Here is a 16,629-nt window from a genome sequence, read left to right on the forward strand (position 1 = left end):
ATGAATGAAATTTAGACACTCCTTATGCTTGGTGTCTGCCTATTTTTACAAATGGAGCTTGCGAATGATTAATAAACGTTTTTTTAAGACGAAAGATGAAGTTGAAGTGACCTTCGAGCTAGAAGCTCAAGAAGCGAACTCTGTATCCATCGTTGCTGACTTTCTTGATTGGAAAGCCACCCCAATGAAAAAACTGGCCAAAGGGAAGGTTTACAAATTTAAAACTCGCCTGCCTAAAGATGGCGAGTTTCAATTCCGCTATCTAGTAGATGACCAACAATGGGTGAACGATGCGAATGCTGATCGTTATATCCCGAATGAGTTTGGTGAAGACAATTGCTTGGTATCGACGGTTAACGCTTAATCGAGATGAAGTAGCGTGAACCAATAGAAAGCAGAAACTAGCCGTTTCTGCTTTTTTATTTTTTTATTTGGCGGTTAATATTATTAATCGTGAAGCGGGTTTCCACTTACGGTAACTCAATGACTTAGTCTAAATTGGGCAGATTCACATCATATTATGACAATGCAATGATGATTTATGCGTTTGAAAAGCATATCCTATGCCTTTATATCGTAGAAAGACCTGTTTACCGTGTATTCAAAAATATTTTCCTCTCCGTTTGCTGAGCTTTCACCTGTAAAAAAAGTAGCTATTTTAGGACTGCCACTTATTGCAGCGTTTGGTATTGCTTTGCAATCTTCAGAATCGGATCTGACGAAAACGATCGATCTTGATTTACCCGACTCAACCGTTATTGAGTCAATCCTATCACCTTCTTCTGTCGCGATTATCGAACCGCCGACGTTTGAGTATCAAATTCAAACGGGCGATAACTTGAGTAGCATCTTCACTCAACTTGGATTTTCTTATAAATCGATGATGAGCGTGATGGAAACCGATTTAAACTTCCTTGCCCTAGACACACTTCGTCCTGGCAATACATTACGTTTTTGGCGTGATGAGGCGACGGGCAATCTTTCCAAAATGGAAATTCAATTTAGTGTTGCGGATAAAGCGGTTTACCGACGACTTGAAGATGGCAGCTATGAATTTGAAGACATTTCTATTCCTGGTGAATGGAAGCAAAAGCCTTTAGTGGGTGATATTCACGGCAGTTTCTCTATGTCGGCGAACAAGGTTGGCCTGAATAGTCTTGAGATTGACCATATTGTGACGCTTCTTAAAGATAAGCTGAACTTTAGCCGCGACCTGCGTGCTGGCGATCAGTTTGAAGTGCTTCAGAAAGCGCAATTTGTTGATGGTGTCGCAACCGGAAAGCGTGAAATCGAAGCGATTAAGATCATGAATCGTAATCGTGTTGTTTCTGCGTACTTACACACTGATGGGCAATATTACGATGCCAATGGCGATAGCTTACAACGTGCTTTCCAACGTTACCCTGTGAGCAGTGGATGGCGTCAGAGTTCTCAGTTTAATCCTAAGCGCTTACACCCTGTGACAGGGCGAGTCTCACCTCACAACGGTACAGATTTCGCGACGCCAATTGGTACGCCAGTTCAAGCGACGGGTGATGGTAAAGTGATCATGACCCGTAAGCACCCATACGCCGGTAACTACGTGGTTATTCAGCACGGTAGCACTTACAAAACACGTTATCTCCATTTGAGTAAGATCTTAGTTCGTAAAGGACAAACGGTATCTCGTGGTCAGCGTATTGGCTTGTCAGGTAAAACGGGCCGAGTGACGGGTGCACACTTGCATTATGAGTTAATCGAACGTGGTCGTCCTGTGAACGCGATGACAGCGAATATTCCGATGGCTGATTCAGTGCCTAAAAAGGAAAAAGCGACGTTCGTAGCGTCAAGAGATGAAGCTGATAAGCTGTTAAAGGTAGCTTTAGAAGCACAATCTAATAACAGTTAATAGATTTCTCTAAATTAGGCCGATTAATCAAGCCGCGAGAGCTTTTCTAAATATTTAAGTATTTAGTCATGCTTCGCGGCTTTTTAGATTTTGGTCTGGCTACTGCTTTATATTTTTAATTTTTATGGGCTTTGAATGAGTGCTTCTGAATGAGTCACTAAACTCACGATAGCTTCAGGTCGCATAGGAGGCGAGTATAGGTATCCTTGGATCTTGTCGCACCCCATATCGTGAAGTTTCTTTAGCTGTTCACGCTTTTCCACACCCTCTGCGACAAGTGATACGTTGAGTCGATGAGCAAGCTGGATGATCAACCAAACAACGCTCTCTGATGTCGAATTGGTGAGTAAATTTTGAATGAAAATGGCATCAATTTTAATGCAGTCAATCGGATAGCTGTGAATGTAATTCAAGCTAGAGTAACCGGTGCCGAAATCGTCTAGCGCAATCGTAAAGCCTTGTTCTCGCAAAAAGTTGAGTGCGTCTTTGGTGTCTTGAGTTGGAGATAGCAATACTGTTTCGGTCAGCTCAATAACAAACTCATCAGCCTTAAAGTGATGCTGTTCAATGGTCCGAGTGAGGTAGGAAATGTAACGCTTAGAGTCGGTAAGCTCATGGGCGGAACAGTTTATTCCGAGCTTAACCTTGTATCCTAAGCCTTGTTCTAATGTCGTTTTAGCTCGGCATACCAGTTCGATAATGCGTTCACCCAGCTCGACAATTAGTCCGGATTCTTCTGCTACCTGTATAAACTCAACTGGGGATATGTCGCCGTGCTTTTCTGTTTTCCAACGAGTGAGTACTTCGAAATACTTCCAACGTTTGTCTTGTTGACCAACAATCGGCTGAGCCACAACATACATTCCGCTATTCAGCGAGATAGAGTTTTCAAGTTCATTTCTCAAGGCCGCAATTAACTCGGTCTTTCTCTGATATCGAGCTCTTAAGTGGGTGTCATAGCACTTGATATGGGTACCCGAATATTGCTTACATTCTTTCAACGCCAAGCTGGTGTTGAAGATGATTTGCTCTACGTCTTTGCTATCTCCGGCTGATCCTGCGATGCCTATGCTGATATCAAAATCGATCCTAAGATCAATACTGTTATACCCCTGCTTTACTTTGGCGACGATTTGTTCACAAATAGCGGTTGGGTCGGCGTAATAGGTGATGAAGGCGAATTCATTTCCTGCCGTTCTAAAGGTGAGGTTATTTTCTGGAAGTGTTCGTCTCAAAATCTCAGCCAGATGTTGCAGTACCTTGTCTCCAACATAGTTGCCGTGAAGATCGTTAATCGCTTTAAAACTATTAATGTCCAGTATTGCTAACGTGAACGGTGTTGAGTTTTGCTGAGTGATTGATTCTAGCGTATCAGATAAGCAACTACGGTTAAGTAGACCTGTTAAGCTATCGTGTGATACTTCATAGCTGAGTTGATTGACCAGTTGCTCAGAGCGATCGTTGAACCACATCTCACGCAGGGTGTGGATGATGATATCCGAAAAAAGTTGATGATGTTTAATCGCTTCTTGTTGCTGAGCATTGCTCAGTGGGGAAGTAAACGTAGAAAAAAGTACCCCCATGACTTCACCGCTTCGAGTCCGTGTAGGAATCGCAATGGAATTCTGTGAGGTAATCTCTTGCCGAAAGGCAGATGTAGGTAATGATTTGACAACGTATTGAGCAAATGAGCAATCAGGGTGGTTTTGATTCACGGCTTGCTGATAGATTTGCCCATGACGAGGGTTGATTCTGTCATGCAAGACGTGATCAGAATGAGCAATAACTAAAGGAACAATTTGGTCTGGAAAGTACTTTTTCTCAATGATAGTGGTGTACTTAGTATCGAACATTTGGTGCAGAGTAAGCACTGCTGATTCCAAAAGGTCGATACCTTCCAACTTGAGCAAGCGCCCTATACGCTCAGTGTCTATCATATTGTTGTACGTTTGTTGAGTCATAGCTACCATCCCTAGTTAACCAGATCCAGCGTGTAAGCCTGTGTGTTTAGTTTGTACGCATCTATTTTTATATGCGCTTAGTTTATTATTGGCCGCGTTGTATCATTTTTCAAATTAAGTTGAGACTTATTTCACAAAATCTGGTTATTTCTCTCTTTATCTAGCCTATCTTTCAAATGGTCCAAAAATAACTTGGTTCGCGTATGTGAGTAATCAAGCTTAGGGTAGTACGCGTAAACCATCACTTCGTCGGCGGTAATATTTGGCAATACTGGAACTAATGTCCCTTGTTTAAGATCCTCTTTGATCATTGCTTTGATGGTTAACAGCACACCCATTCCTCGTTTCGCCGCGTGAAACAAAGCCTCAGGGTTGGTGGTCGCAAAGTTGCCGTTCAAAGTGATGCGCTGCCCTTTAGTGAGTGTGACTTCACGGGTAGGGCGCTCGCCCCATATTAAGGAGTTGTGTTGTTCTAAGTCTTGCTCGTTGGTGGGATAACCATGTTTGGCAAGATAACTCGGCGCAGCATAGAAACTGGCCTTGTGTTCAAACAGCGGTGTTTTCCTGAAGCTTAATGAGTTGAGCTGTTCCAGTTCACGACTGATAACCAGATCCAAGCCGAGTTCAGGCAATTGGCCTGGAGTTGTGGTGATCAGCTGCACCTTAATATCTGGGTATTTTTCTAAGAAGTCGTCCATGTATTGCACCAGAAACTTAGAGCCAACAGCAATCGTCGCGCCTATCTTTAAGAGGCCTGCCGGGGTTTGGTTAACCGAGCGAGTCTCATCAATAATTGATTGCCAATTGTCGAGTTGATCCTTGGCCCGTAAGTAAAAGAGTGCACCCGCTTCGGTTTGGTTAATCGAGCGAGTGGTGCGTTTTAAAAGTTGAGTGCCGATACGCTCTTCGAGCCAGTTTACTCTTTTGCTGATCGCCGAGCTGGTGGTGTTAAGTTTGCGAGCGGCGCCATTGAAACTGCCTTCTTCTACCACTCTAACGTAGCTTTTTACGTTGAGAATCCAATCCATATTATTTCCTGTTAGGACTTAATTAAATTCCAATTTGGTTAATTATCAATTACTGGTTTTGAATATAAACTTATATCATGAACAAATATCAAACGAATAGGGAATTTTTTGAGCCAATCGACCTTTAAAAAAACGCCGTTACTTTTAGCAATGATGATTATTGCTACGGGACAGGTGGGTGTGAGCATCTACTTGCCATCATTGCCGTTAATTGCTTCTGATTTAAGTGTGACTCAGGTAGATGTACAGCTGCTCGTCACGCTGTTTCTTGTGGGTTTTGGCTTGTCTCAGCTATTTTACGGGCCGATGTCTGATGCAGTGGGAAGAAGACCTATCTTCTTGTTAGGTCAGGGTGTTTATTTGATTGGTACTGTCGTTTGTGTCGTATTTTCTGACAACATGACGGCGCTAGAGGTTGGTCGCTTGTTGCAAGGTTTAGGGGCGGGTAGTGCCTCGGTTCTCGGACGAAGTGTGCTTCGCGACAGCTATGATGGCCCTCAACTGACCAAAGCGTTGTCTTATATTTCGATCACTGCTTCGATCATGCCGATCATTGCGCCTGTATTTGGTGGTTGGATCTCATTCCATCTAGGTTGGCAGGCGGTGTTCCTGTTTGTTCTACTGTATCTACTGGCAATATTCACTCTGGGTTACTTTGTGTTGCCTGAGACTTTGCCATATGGAAAGAGTCGCTTTGATGCCTGCCAAGTGGTGAAGAACTACGGACGCTTGTTGACTAACCGTCAAGTGTTGACCAGTGCCAGTTATAACTGGATGAGCTACATGGCAAGTTTGGTATCTTTATCGCTGTTTCCATTCTTAATGCAAGAGCAGTTAGGGCTGACAGCGGCTGAATATGGCTCATTGATGATAGTCCCTTCGGCTGGCTTACTGATCGGTAGCGTGGCTTTGAACTTGCTCAATCGTAGGTTTAGCACTCCGCAATTGATGAGCCTTGCGATTTTGATTATTTTGGCGTCGGGAACTTGGCTTCTTACTCATGAGTTATCCATCTTTAACTTAGTTTGGGCGTTTACTTGGTTGGCGATAGCGCAAGGTATCTCGTTCCCTCTATCGATCAGTATGTTGCTAGAACCTCATAAGAAGCAAGCGGGCGCAGTGTCGGCATTGTCAGGCTCAATTCAGATGTGCTTGGCGGGCTTGTTAGGAGGATATTTGGTGGAAAGTTGGGTGACAACTCACCTACAACTTGGCGTGTTCTATCTGATTATTGGTGCTTGCATGGGCACAATACTTTGGTCTTCAACCAAAATGAATAAGAAAGTCGTAGCTACCGAAGTAGAATACAGTTAAACAGCTGAAGTAGAGTACAGTTAAGCAATTAGCTCGCTATAGTTCAGCGTACAGTCGTTAATACGTTGTATTTGTATGGATGGTTTTCTACAATACCTGCGTCCATTTAATAGGTAATAAACATGCAGCAAAATGAATTTGAAGTACTGGTAAAAGCTATCTGCGCACTAGATGGCCTGCCTCAAGCGCTTGAGCTATTGAAATCCAATGAGGATACAGAAGTCGCTGAGGCTGCTGGATCACTAACAGGTCAATTTGCGCTAGCTGAAGTAGAAGGCGAAAAGCGTATTTACCACGTGACGCTTCAAGAAAATGAACAAGGCGAAGAGCAAGAGTACATCGAACATGTCATGAATGAAGGCGATGACTTAATCAAATTTGCAGCTTGGTTCTTTGAAACTATGTTTGAGTTAAAGCAAAAAGACACATACCAAATTGCGGGTAAAACTTACAGACAGCCAAAGCGTAGCTAGTGTTTAAGTTACTGACTATTAGGCATTAGCGAATAATGCCCTTTTTAAGGTCAGTGTTTCTAAGCTAAGTATTTAAAAAGCAGCTCTCTTGAGCTGCTTTTTTTATGAATGTCTAAACCAATATCTTGGATTGCAAATGGGTATGGTGAATCAAGGTTAGACGGACTTAACATTAACTCATTGATATAACGATACAATGCTGATTTACGCAGAGACAAGAATACGGACGTTGCAATATAATGATATTCTTGCACTAAAGTGTGATTTAGATCTTGTTTTTGACCGCTTTAAGTGTAGAATCCGCGCATAAGAAAATCGATTATGTGCGGAGATAAGCATGAATTACGAACTAGGCCACGCATACCTTGGTCAAATGGTAGCAAAAAACATGATGCACGAAGCATTGTATGGCAAGCCAAAGCCAAAAAAAGCATCATTCTTTAAGCGAATGATGAAGAAAATGGCGAAATAAGCATTTTCAAAAACGGAATTTAAAAAGGCCTTAAACTCGATGAAGTTTAAGGCCTTTTTCGTTTTAGCGATTAATGAAGGTCATCGCTCGTTTTGTTGTGGATGGACACAAAAAAACACTGATTAATTCACGATCGGATTTGTAACTCAGTGTGAGTTTAGCCTGCCGATTGGTTGGACAGGTCGACAACGTTATTTGGAATGGTATCTAAACCATTTTCTTTCATCCATGCTTCTAAGTTGTCTGCTCCACCGATGTATTTACCATCGAGCCAGATCTGAGGAACGGTTACTGGTGTTTTTTCACCAATGTGCGCTTTGACCTCAGGAATCATGCGATACAAAGCTGCGCTGTCTTTTACGACATCGTGGTATTGGTATTCAACACCCGCTTCATCAAGCATTTTCATTGCCTTAACACAGAATGGGCAGGTCGCTTTACCATAAACGATGTTGCCTTTTAGGCTGTCGCGTTTGGTCCACTCTTTGATCACGGATTGAACTAACACACCGCGGTTAAGCGCTTCGCCTTGGCTTACAACCTTGCCTTCAACAACAAGGATTGGAGCATGCCAAGAGCCCAGTTTTAGAGGCTCCCACCAGTGAGACAACCAATCTTTCACTTCCAGTTCGACATCGACATCTGATAACTCATTCTCAAAAGTATCCTTAAGAATGTCTTTGGTAAGGGTACATTCCCCACATGGGATATTAACTTTAAATGGACCCCAGCTGCCTGCCCAACGGTATAGTGTAATCTTGACTGGTTTCTTCATGGTTACGGCCTCGTTTGAATTCTCTTATCCATATAGAACGGACAGTTGAACTATTTATTTCACTAACCCTAAACTTTCTTCAGTTTTGACGGCTTTTTCGTTTCCCAGTGCGTTATAAATGCGACTGACGCAATAATAATAGCAGCCCCGAGCCATAAACGACCCGGTGGAACCCAGCTAAATACAATCCAACCTGCTAGGACATTTAGCGGTAATTTTGCGTGGTCAAAAGGTTGTACGAATGAAGCATCAGCGACTGAGTAGGCTTTTACAATTGCCCATTGAGCAAGTGCCGTCATAACGCCGATGACAATTAAGATAGCCCAAATTGTACCGCCGCTTGGCGTCTGCCAATCTGGCGCAGCAAGTAGGATGTTAAATGGTGTGATTAATAGCAGCAGGTACACCACCATGGTTGAAGGGCTATCTTGCGAAGAGAGCTTTTTCACCATCAATGAGTAGCATGCCCAGAAGAAAGCGGCGCCAATCGGTAGTAGCGTTGCCCAGTTAAAGTCTTCAGCCCACGGCTCTAGAATCACCATCGCACCCACGAAACCTGCTAAGGTTGCGCCCCAGCGAGCAGCTCCAACTTTCTCTTTGAGGAAAAGCCCTGAACCTATGGTTGCAAACAGTGGCGACGTCATGAGAAGGGCAATGCCTTGCCAAATAGGAACAGGGTAAGCCAGCGCCCATATCCAAAGTTGAATACCAATTACCGATAAAAAAACACGGAATACATGCAACTTGAGGTTGTCGGTTTTTAGCGCGCGGCGAATGCCCAGCGTTTTCAGATAAGGAAGAATAGCGAACAACGCGATGGCGTATTGAATGACGGCAACGGTAGTAGAAGTAAGTCCGAAATGAATGCTAGCGATTTGAGTTAGGCTGTTAATGACGGCAAAGGCTAGGCCTGCGGTTAGCATCCAGCTAGCGCCTTGGATCGGATGGTGTTGTGACATGATGCTTCTAATTATTTGATGTGGTTCACCTATGATACGGATTTAGCACCACTTAACCAGAAAAAGCATTGATGAAGTTAGTCAGAATATTTGAATATGAAAAAGGTTGAGCTATTGCCCAACCTTTTAGTCTGTATCTAAAGCCGATTTAGATTAGAAGTCGTAGCGTAGACCTAGACGAAGAGAATCTTCGCTTTGTGTCTCTAGACCCGCAACTTTTACATCGTCTAGGTTGTTTAATTGGTAAGCAACGTAAGTACGGATAGACTTGTTGAACTTGTATGTACCCGTTAGCTCGAAGAAATCAGCTGTATCTACAGTGATGTTCTGTGTCGCGTCTTTTTCTTGTTTTTGGTACAAAGCAGCCAATTCAAATTGATCGGTTAGTTTGTACTTAGCCGCAACTTCTACACCAGAGAACTCAGTCTTAGCTTTGTCGTCTAGGTCACCCATTGTGTAGGTTGCACCTAGGTATAGAGCATCCATTTTGTAGTTGATACCAGCAATTACAGCGGTTGCAGAGCCATTACCCGCACCATTGTCATTACCTGAGTAACCAAGACCAAAACCTAAGCCCATAGGCAATGTGTAGATACCAGAGATACCGTAACCGTCTGTATCTTTATCTTCGCCAGCGATTAAACTTGCCTTCAACGAAAGAGCATCAGCATCGTAAGCGTACACGAACGTGTTGTTAATCTGCTCGTTGCCCGCGTTAATGAAGGCTTTTTGATCACCTGAGTAGATAGTAACATCCGACATTTCTGAGATTTGAGCAGCAGCTGTATCTTGACGACCTACCGAAACAGCACCAAAGTTACCTTCAAGGCCTGCGTACATATAGCGTTGTTTAAAGTTATCAGTTTCATCGTTATCCGCTGAAGAATTTACGCCTTGTTCTGCTTCGTAGAAACCGAAACCAGATAGATCGCTAGTGATTTCAGTAGTACCGCCAACATTTAAACGCACGCGGCTCTTATTTTTCATGGTTCCGTCGATTTCTTTACCGCCTGACCCGATGAAATCACCACGGAATTCCGCACGGCCGCCAATTTTAAGTTCTGTACCATCAGAGCTGTAAACTGTTGCTGCTAGAGATGAACCTGAAACTAGTGCCGCTACCACTGCAGAAGCTAGAACTGCCTTTTTCATAATCACTTACCTTGTATTTTAAAATCCGTGAGCAATGTGCTCTCCGTTTCGATATGAAGCTAATTTAGAGCAGCTAAATTAAGCTTTCATTTCTATAAAATTACATTTTCGTGAATGGGGAACTTTTTAAGTGTTGATTTTATTGCACTTTTATTTCAATAGACTGAGTGGTTTGTGAATGGTTATACAACTTATCTGTTCTTGATAGCTGACTTTCACAAGCTTCTATTTAGGAGAAGTGATGATGATATGAGTGAGTATTATGGGGAAGTCAGAGCTTGTTCATCTTATTAACTGTTTGTACTGATTAAGATATCCTCTATGATGCAAAAACTTAGAAGAGAATAGATTTTGCTCAACAAGATGGAGACGTTGGATGAAAACAGAGTACTTAGGCGATGTTTTACAAGGTAGGCAGGTTATTGGCTCCTTGAATGTTGAAGACCTACCCGTTGGAGAGCACCAGTTTTGGTTTCAAGTAACCAGTGATGGGCTAGGGCAACCCAAGAACATGCCGGTTTCTGTTTTCAAAGGCAGTCAAGCAGGTCCTAAGTTGATGATCACCGCTGGTATTCACGGTGATGAGCTCAACGGTGTGTTGGCTGCTCAGCAAATTATCAGAGACTTAGTCGGTAAAACTCTCAAAGGCACGGTCACGATAGTGCCTACTGTGAACTTGTCGGGTTTGCTTAATCACAGCCGCGATTTTATCTCTTCGGATCCGGGCTCTTGTCCTGCCAACCTTAATCGACTCTTTCCGGGTGATGCGAATGGCTTAGCGGCAGAGCGCTTTGTTGCGTCTTTGTGGGATCGCTTACTCAAACACAATGCGACATTCGCCGTTGACCTGCATACCCAAACTCGTGGCGCGGTCTACCCACTTTATGTTTTTGCTGACTACCGAATTGAACAATGCCTTGAAATGGCAAGGTTGATGACGCCAGATTGTGTTCTCAATGATCCGGGCGACCCAGGTATCCTTGAAACGGTTTGGAATCGAAGTGGAATTCCGAGTATTACGGTGGAAGTGGGTATGGGTAAGTTTACTCAGCCTGATATGATTCAACGAGCCGTTGACGGTGTTTTTAATATGCTGTCTTACTACGAGATGCTTGAGGGTGAAGACCCGTTTGAGGCAAGTCAGCTGCCAAGTATGGACTGGATAGAAGGCAACAACGTCGTGTCTATCCGCGCCGACATAGGTGGCTTTGTGCTGCCTCAGGTCGAGCTTTTGCAAAGTGTCGAACAAGATGATCTGCTCGCTATCCAATATGATGCGTTCGGTAATGAATGTCGCCGCTACCACGCACCATCTTCTGGGCGTGTACTCAGCTATAACGTGGATGCATTAAGGGAGCCGGGCGCGCTTGTTTGTCGCTTGCTAAGTTAAGGCTCAGTCGGTTGGACGTTTCCGTGTTAATGCACTGTGTCGCCATTAAAACACGCAAAAAAAAGACCGAGCAGGCTCGGTCAAAGGACAGTTGTCTTGAGTTAACACGTCTTTGACTCATCGACAGAACTGCTTTTAGCGTAGCGAGGGTTAATTAAGAATCTATTGCGAGATGGTGACACTTCGACTTTTTTTGTTTCAAAACCATGACTTCAAAACCATGACTTCAGAACTGTCGCTTCAAAGTGTTCTATTGTTTCGAAGCAATGAAAAAGCCGACTGCGGGTTGCGCGAGTCGGCTTTTATTCACTTCTCTTTCGAGTCTTTATCTCTATCTACGCACGATTAAAAAGCGTCATCCACGATATCTTTAAGTCGGTCGTAAGGCACATACCCTGGTAAAACATTTCCGTTCATCATCATGGTTGGAGTGCCCGTTAAGCCGAGTGCACTGAACGTTTGATGGTTAGTGGTTAGAACCTGGTTTTGTTCTTGAGTTGTTTTTAGTTCCGCCTCTGTTCCCGTCTTTTTGGCAACGGCTTCTAGTGAGCTTTTCGAGTGAATACCACTTTTGGCCATCAGCAATCTATCAACTTCAGGGAATGCTTCTGGGTTATCTTTCCATACTTTCATCGCGTATAGCGCCGCGTTGGTGTCTAGCCCTGCAACTTGTTGTTGTTTAAACGATAAGTACACGTTGATCACTTTAATGTCGCTGTTTTCAGAGGCTAATTGAACCAAGCCTTTTTCCAAGCGCTTACAGTAAGGGCAGTTATAGTCGGTAAAGTTAATGATGACCGATTTGCCATCCGGGTTGCCCGTGATAGGGTGAGCGTCATTGTTGTACAACCAATCATGGCTTCCTGCTTGAGCTTTCTTCGACTGTTCTTGCCCTGCTACGTACTGCTCTAGGCTGGTATGCAAGCCAGAGATCGTAGAAGGGTTCTCTTTCAGAAATTGGTTAATCTCTTCAAGTTGCTGGGTTTGTTCTGTGCTTAACTCAGCGAAGGCAGTGGTGCTCATTAGTGAGCCTAAAATCAGTGTACTAATCAGATGTTTTTTCATGCTATTTATTCTCTAATTCTTGATAATCGTGAGCGCTCATTGGGTCGCGCTCACGGAAATTCTGTTCGTTAAACGGGCTAAATCGAGTTATTCACCTTGCTTTGCTCTGTTTTTCTTTGTAAGCGAGTTAGGCAAAGTAGGTTCTCAACCAAAGCCCTATCGGGGAAGTAATGCCTGTTGCGATACTGCTAATCTTTCCATCTTTTATGATGACGATGCTTGGAGTGACATTAACGCCCCAACTTCTGCTGATTGATCCAGAAAGATCATTGATCACAGGGAAGTCATACTCTTTCGCCTCCAAGTAGCGCTGAACACGCTCGTCTGGACCAGACGATAGAGCGACCGAAACCACCTGATGGGAATCACTGAAGCTATTGACGGTTGGGCTTACAAATTTGCAGGCACCACACCAAGTCGCCCAAAAATAGACAATGACTGGTTTACCATTTTTGCTTAGCTCGATAACATCAATATCTTCGCCTTGGAGCGATTGACCCACAATTGGAATCGCGTCGCCCTGAGGCATGCTTCTGCTGTGATAAAAGTCCATCGCAAATGAAACCACGCCAACGATCAATATCATTGAAACCAGTTCCTTTCCCCACTTCTTAAGACGACTTGGCTTTTTGGTTTCACCCTTTACAGCGCTGTCTTCAGTCGTGCTAAATTTATCTTCATTGTTGGGAGTCTTCATCCATTATCTCGCAGCGTCGATGGCTTGAACGACAGTGTCACTGTCGAGAATGACAGGCAGTGGAATACCGCTTCTATAGCTTGGGCCGTAGACGATATTAAATGGCACACCAAATCGACCATTACTTTGTAGGTATTGAGTGACACTTTCACTTGGTGTTGTCCAATCGCCTTTCATCAAAACAATGTCTTCTTGCTTCAGGTGGCTGTAGACAGGGTCTTGGAGAATGACGCCGATCTTGTTGGCCTTACAGGTAATACACCACTCAGCGGTCACATCGACAAATACCGTTTTGCCTTGCTCAACCAATTGAGGGATTTGTTTTGCATCTAGCTTTTGCCAATCGAGATCGTCAACAATCGGTGTCGCCCAGTTATCAGCGGTGACACTACCGACGATCAATGCAGCACCAAACACCAAGGTTGTGGTTGCGACAATAGGAATAAGTACCTTGCGGCCCAACTTACGGCCAATCCAAATCAATACTGTAATCACGATAAACAGTGACAACAGGATCGTCGGGAATTTACCAATGAATGGGCTCATTAGGCTTGCTAACCATAGACTGGTAATGAACATCATTAAGCCAAATACCAGCTTAACTCTGAACATCCATGCCCCAGGTTTTGGAAGCAGTTTTGTAAGACTCGGGAACAGCGCGAAAATCAACCAAGGTGCACTCATACCGATGCCGAGTGCGATAAAGATAGCCCACAACTCTTGGTAGCTTGCCCCAAGTGCATAAGCAACTGCGGTTCCTAAGAACGGAGCACTACACGGCGTTGCCAACAGCGTCGCAAACATGCCTTGAATAAAGTGGCCTGAATGTGAGTCATCACCTTTGGTTGCCATCCAAGTGTTTAAACCTGATGGTAGTCTGAATTCGAATAACCCAAGTAGATTAATCGAGAACAGCAAAGTGATGATCAGCATGAACCCGATGAACCAAACATTTTGGAACTGGATTCCCCAACCAATCGCATTGCCACCCATTTTTAGAACGGTCATGCCAAGGGCTAGGAATGCAAATGATGTAATGACACCTGACGCAGAAGCTAAGAATGAGAGTCGGATATGACGATTAGATGCGCCTTGGTTTTGAATGATGCTGTTTAGCTTCATTCCTAATACAGGCAGCACACACGGCATAATATTGAGGATTAAACCACCAATCAAAGCAAAGCCGATCATTGCAAGAAAACCGTTGTTACTTGCTTGATAAGCAATAGGTTCTGAGCCGACTTGAGCGGTCATCTCTTCGGCAAAATTAGTGTCTGAAACGGTGACACTAACGGTGCGATCCGTTAAGTCGACTTCGCCTATCCAGTTGCTGACGTCAAATACCGCGGTCATCGTATTGCCGGTGATGTGGACGGTTGGTTGAGCAAAGAAATCATCGATGACTTCTTTGCCATCGATCAACACCATCGGCTTATCCCAGCCTTCGTTACTGGTTAGTTGAGTGACCAGTTGTTGCTTGCTTTTGTCCCAAAATAGACCGTTCACTGAAGTCCGGTTCGCTTCTCTTGGAGATTGGCTCATGCCTTGGTTGAACAAGAACATCGCTTCTTCATCGAACTGCAATTGCTGCGTGTCGATAGGGAGTTCGATGTCATAGTCAGTCAAAACACAAATATTGGTGCACGACGGGAACGAGAGAGAAGCCCTAAATACAGCAGGTTGCGTTTTGTCTTTCAACGTTAGGGTGACAGGAAAGCTTACGTGCTTTTTGTAACCTAACGTCATCACGTCAAGTTGTTCATAGTATTTAGGGATCGGCCAATGCCAATCTACAGACTCTATATTAGTCGAATCAGACCAGTCCCAGCTTGGCGGAATGCCACCTTCACCTGGGCTGCGCCAATAGGTTTTCCAGTCACCGTCGAGTGTAACGTCCAATACAGTTTGAACGGTACCGCCGTTATCCGACTGTTCACCCGTCGACATCATTCGCATCTTAACTGGCGGATGCTCAGGCACGCTTATCCAGCCTGTGGTTTGAGCCAGGGCGGTATATGACGTCATGACTAAGATTGCAGTGACGAAAGCTTTTGCGCATGTGCGCATGCAGAATGCCAACGAATCGACAAACTTAGTTAGTAGTGTGTTGTACACAAATGTATCTCCAAAAAATAAATAAAAGGGTGGAATAGCCCGGTTATTTACTCTTTAAATATACAGTGCTTTAGGTGTAAGCGGTGTTTTGTAGGTCGAGAAGAGCGGTGATTCTCTCCGGATAATCTCGAGATGTGCGGAGATAAGTTGAATGCAACAGCAATCATCAGAACGAAAGGGATCAGCCAGCCCGTTTTAGGTGCGGCAAAGGTCAGCATTTTTGAACTTAGACTGCACGAGCTTGAAGTGGGTGACGTTAACATTTTAGACGCTTCTAAACCGAAAATACTAGCGTATAGAGCGGCCATTTTTTCTGAAGAAGCGACGTCGGTTTGAGGATTACTGGTTTCTGTATGAGTTTGGGCGCCAACTAGGACTGATTGACCATTAGCGGATGTAGATAACGATACTTTCTTTACGGCCAGAGTGCTCGCCAGACAAGTTACGATAACCAGTCCGGTAAGGAAGAGCGCCCAAAGCGAATGCTTTTGTCGGCGGTTCTGTGTGGATAAGAAAAGTAGCGATGTGTTCAGCAAATTAGTCAGTAATCAAATATGTTAGTCGTTAAAGCGAGCTCATTGAATTGTGGCTAGCTTAGATAAGTTCTCTTCGCGCCACAAGTCATAAAATGGTTAAAGTGAAACTATGTATAAATGCGGGAAACCGCAGATACACGATAAACGACGCATAAACCCCAATTCACGCGAATACGACATTGAGCTGTAGCTAAAGTTCACCACAACAGGAAGCTATCGCTAATTTATTCTGTATTGAGTGGTTTATCCACGATGAGGCGATACAAAAAAGCCCAACAGACCGTCAGTGAACGTGTTGGGCTTTAATCATCGGTGCTATTGGAAAGGCTTAGTGAGTACGGCGAGGGCCATTACGTACCAAGTCTTTACCATTTTCGAAAACTTCTTTGGTGATCCAGCGAGCGAGCAGAACTTTGTGGCTGCTGTTGAATACAGCAACGAAGTGACGACCATCTGAATTATTGGTTGCCATGCCTACACCTTCAACGCCTTCAAGACCCAAACCGCCAGCTTCCACTGAGATTAGGAACTTTTCTAGTTCTTCTAAGGATTCGATAATATCAAGTTCGTTGTTCATTTCTATGCTCTCTTGCTGTTAGCTAACATCGGATTTAAGGCGTTTTTGTGCATGTGCTTAAGTGACGATATTGGCTGTTGTTCTTTGTTGGTTGCGTACTCTACAGATCATAAGAGGGGATTGGAACTCTCAAATATTAGATACGTACTGATATTTTGCGAATTTTTAACACAACATACGTTTAAATGCTTGTTATCCATATTCTTTTTACTACTATTTAAGGGGTC

The 16,629-nt window shown here is 43.9% G+C and carries 16 protein-coding genes; 7 read left to right on the forward strand and 9 right to left on the reverse strand.

Translation table 11 applies throughout. The annotated features are described in order from the left end of the window. The first annotated feature begins 64 nt into the window (after positions 1 to 64). Positions 65 to 364, forward strand: a complete 300-nt coding sequence (locus tag AACU28_RS02980; RefSeq protein ID WP_009845720.1) for an isoamylase early set domain-containing protein — start codon at positions 65 to 67, stop codon at positions 362 to 364. 231 nt (positions 365 to 595) lie between these two features. Continuing rightward, on the forward strand, positions 596 to 1,888 hold the full coding sequence (locus AACU28_RS02985) for a peptidoglycan DD-metalloendopeptidase family protein (protein ID WP_017077403.1): 1,293 nt from the start codon (positions 596 to 598) through the stop codon (positions 1,886 to 1,888). Between the two features lie 122 nt (positions 1,889 to 2,010). On the opposite strand, the gene AACU28_RS02990 is transcribed toward AACU28_RS02985, so the two are convergent. Beyond that, positions 2,011 to 3,849, reverse strand: a complete 1,839-nt coding sequence (locus AACU28_RS02990) for a putative bifunctional diguanylate cyclase/phosphodiesterase (protein ID WP_121602307.1) — start codon at positions 3,847 to 3,849, stop codon at positions 2,011 to 2,013. Between the two features lie 131 nt (positions 3,850 to 3,980). After that, positions 3,981 to 4,877: a LysR family transcriptional regulator gene (locus AACU28_RS02995; RefSeq protein WP_108175538.1), complete on the reverse strand. Its 897-nt coding sequence runs from the start codon at positions 4,875 to 4,877 to the stop codon at positions 3,981 to 3,983. 108 nt (positions 4,878 to 4,985) lie between these two features. Here AACU28_RS02995 and AACU28_RS03000 point away from each other — a divergent pair, with 108 nt between their 5' ends. The 3 genes from AACU28_RS03000 (at position 4,986) to AACU28_RS03010 (ending at position 7,136) form a co-directional block, all read left to right on the forward strand. Further along, entirely contained in the window at positions 4,986 to 6,191 is a 1,206-nt protein-coding gene (locus AACU28_RS03000) for a multidrug effflux MFS transporter (protein ID WP_121602308.1), read from the forward strand. Between the two features lie 122 nt (positions 6,192 to 6,313). Further along, positions 6,314 to 6,664, forward strand: a complete 351-nt coding sequence (locus tag AACU28_RS03005; RefSeq protein ID WP_004731829.1) for a hypothetical protein — start codon at positions 6,314 to 6,316, stop codon at positions 6,662 to 6,664. Between the two features lie 337 nt (positions 6,665 to 7,001). Beyond that, a complete protein-coding gene (locus AACU28_RS03010) occupies positions 7,002 to 7,136 on the forward strand; it encodes a hypothetical protein (protein ID WP_004731825.1) in 135 nt (44 codons plus the stop codon). Positions 7,137 to 7,293: 157 nt separating this feature from the next. Here AACU28_RS03010 and AACU28_RS03015 read toward each other — a convergent pair whose 3' ends face one another. From AACU28_RS03015 to AACU28_RS03025, 3 genes are all read right to left on the reverse strand, one after another. After that, on the reverse strand, positions 7,294 to 7,911 hold the full coding sequence (locus AACU28_RS03015; RefSeq protein WP_121602309.1) for a glutaredoxin domain-containing protein: 618 nt from the start codon (positions 7,909 to 7,911) through the stop codon (positions 7,294 to 7,296). A gap of 68 nt (positions 7,912 to 7,979) precedes the next feature. Continuing rightward, on the reverse strand, positions 7,980 to 8,870 hold the full coding sequence (locus tag AACU28_RS03020) for a DMT family transporter (protein ID WP_017089881.1): 891 nt from the start codon (positions 8,868 to 8,870) through the stop codon (positions 7,980 to 7,982). 153 nt (positions 8,871 to 9,023) lie between these two features. Continuing rightward, complete coding sequence (locus tag AACU28_RS03025; RefSeq protein ID WP_004731820.1) at positions 9,024 to 10,022, reverse strand: porin; 999 nt, start codon at positions 10,020 to 10,022, stop codon at positions 9,024 to 9,026. A 376-nt stretch (positions 10,023 to 10,398) separates the two neighbouring features. Between AACU28_RS03025 and AACU28_RS03030 the strand changes: the two genes are divergently transcribed. After that, positions 10,399 to 11,412 (forward strand): succinylglutamate desuccinylase/aspartoacylase family protein, encoded by a 1,014-nt coding sequence (locus AACU28_RS03030; protein ID WP_076648781.1) that lies wholly within the window; start codon positions 10,399 to 10,401, stop codon positions 11,410 to 11,412. Between the two features lie 345 nt (positions 11,413 to 11,757). On the opposite strand, the gene AACU28_RS03035 is transcribed toward AACU28_RS03030, so the two are convergent. The 3 genes from AACU28_RS03035 to AACU28_RS03045 form a co-directional block, all read right to left on the reverse strand. Continuing rightward, positions 11,758 to 12,477: a DsbA family protein gene (locus tag AACU28_RS03035; protein ID WP_017077412.1), complete on the reverse strand. Its 720-nt coding sequence runs from the start codon at positions 12,475 to 12,477 to the stop codon at positions 11,758 to 11,760. Positions 12,478 to 12,604: 127 nt separating this feature from the next. Next, positions 12,605 to 13,174 carry a protein disulfide oxidoreductase gene (locus tag AACU28_RS03040; RefSeq protein WP_108189621.1) on the reverse strand — a complete coding sequence of 190 codons (570 nt, stop codon included), beginning with the start codon at positions 13,172 to 13,174 and terminating at the stop codon, positions 12,605 to 12,607. Positions 13,175 to 13,177: 3 nt separating this feature from the next. After that, the gene (locus tag AACU28_RS03045; RefSeq protein ID WP_121602775.1) at positions 13,178 to 15,241 is read right to left on the reverse strand and encodes a protein-disulfide reductase DsbD family protein; all 2,064 of its coding nucleotides are present in this window, start codon (positions 15,239 to 15,241) and stop codon (positions 13,178 to 13,180) included. A 180-nt stretch (positions 15,242 to 15,421) separates the two neighbouring features. Here AACU28_RS03045 and AACU28_RS03050 point away from each other — a divergent pair, with 180 nt between their 5' ends. Continuing rightward, positions 15,422 to 15,625 carry a hypothetical protein gene (locus AACU28_RS03050; protein ID WP_102511104.1) on the forward strand — a complete coding sequence of 68 codons (204 nt, stop codon included), beginning with the start codon at positions 15,422 to 15,424 and terminating at the stop codon, positions 15,623 to 15,625. Between the two features lie 528 nt (positions 15,626 to 16,153). Here AACU28_RS03050 and AACU28_RS03055 read toward each other — a convergent pair. After that, positions 16,154 to 16,402: a hypothetical protein gene (locus AACU28_RS03055; RefSeq protein WP_004731805.1), complete on the reverse strand. Its 249-nt coding sequence runs from the start codon at positions 16,400 to 16,402 to the stop codon at positions 16,154 to 16,156. Positions 16,403 to 16,629 lie beyond the last annotated feature (227 nt).

The sequence above is a fragment of the Vibrio sp. SBT000027 genome (assembly GCF_963894355.1).
Taxonomy (GTDB): Bacteria; Pseudomonadota; Gammaproteobacteria; order Enterobacterales; family Vibrionaceae; genus Vibrio; species Vibrio splendidus.

Excerpts from the sequence above, each read along its gene's own strand:
- AACU28_RS03055 (WP_004731805.1), bottom strand. The coding sequence starts at position 16,402 with ATGAACAACGAACTTGATATTATCGAATCCTTAGAAGAACTAGAAAAG.
- AACU28_RS03015 (WP_121602309.1), bottom strand. The coding sequence starts at position 7,911 with ATGAAGAAACCAGTCAAGATTACACTATACCGTTGGGCAGGCAGCTGG.
- AACU28_RS03010 (WP_004731825.1), top strand. The coding sequence starts at position 7,002 with ATGAATTACGAACTAGGCCACGCATACCTTGGTCAAATGGTAGCAAAA.
- AACU28_RS03020 (WP_017089881.1), bottom strand. The coding sequence starts at position 8,870 with ATGTCACAACACCATCCGATCCAAGGCGCTAGCTGGATGCTAACCGCA.
- AACU28_RS02995 (WP_108175538.1), bottom strand. The coding sequence starts at position 4,877 with ATGGATTGGATTCTCAACGTAAAAAGCTACGTTAGAGTGGTAGAAGAA.
- AACU28_RS03045 (WP_121602775.1), bottom strand. The coding sequence starts at position 15,241 with ATGCGCACATGCGCAAAAGCTTTCGTCACTGCAATCTTAGTCATGACG.
- AACU28_RS03050 (WP_102511104.1), top strand. The coding sequence starts at position 15,422 with ATGTGCGGAGATAAGTTGAATGCAACAGCAATCATCAGAACGAAAGGG.
- AACU28_RS03035 (WP_017077412.1), bottom strand. The coding sequence starts at position 12,477 with ATGAAAAAACATCTGATTAGTACACTGATTTTAGGCTCACTAATGAGC.
- AACU28_RS03005 (WP_004731829.1), top strand. The coding sequence starts at position 6,314 with ATGCAGCAAAATGAATTTGAAGTACTGGTAAAAGCTATCTGCGCACTA.
- AACU28_RS03040 (WP_108189621.1), bottom strand. The coding sequence starts at position 13,174 with ATGAAGACTCCCAACAATGAAGATAAATTTAGCACGACTGAAGACAGC.
- AACU28_RS03025 (WP_004731820.1), bottom strand. The coding sequence starts at position 10,022 with ATGAAAAAGGCAGTTCTAGCTTCTGCAGTGGTAGCGGCACTAGTTTCA.
- AACU28_RS02990 (WP_121602307.1), bottom strand. The coding sequence starts at position 3,849 with ATGACTCAACAAACGTACAACAATATGATAGACACTGAGCGTATAGGG.
- AACU28_RS03030 (WP_076648781.1), top strand. The coding sequence starts at position 10,399 with ATGAAAACAGAGTACTTAGGCGATGTTTTACAAGGTAGGCAGGTTATT.
- AACU28_RS02980 (WP_009845720.1), top strand. The coding sequence starts at position 65 with ATGATTAATAAACGTTTTTTTAAGACGAAAGATGAAGTTGAAGTGACC.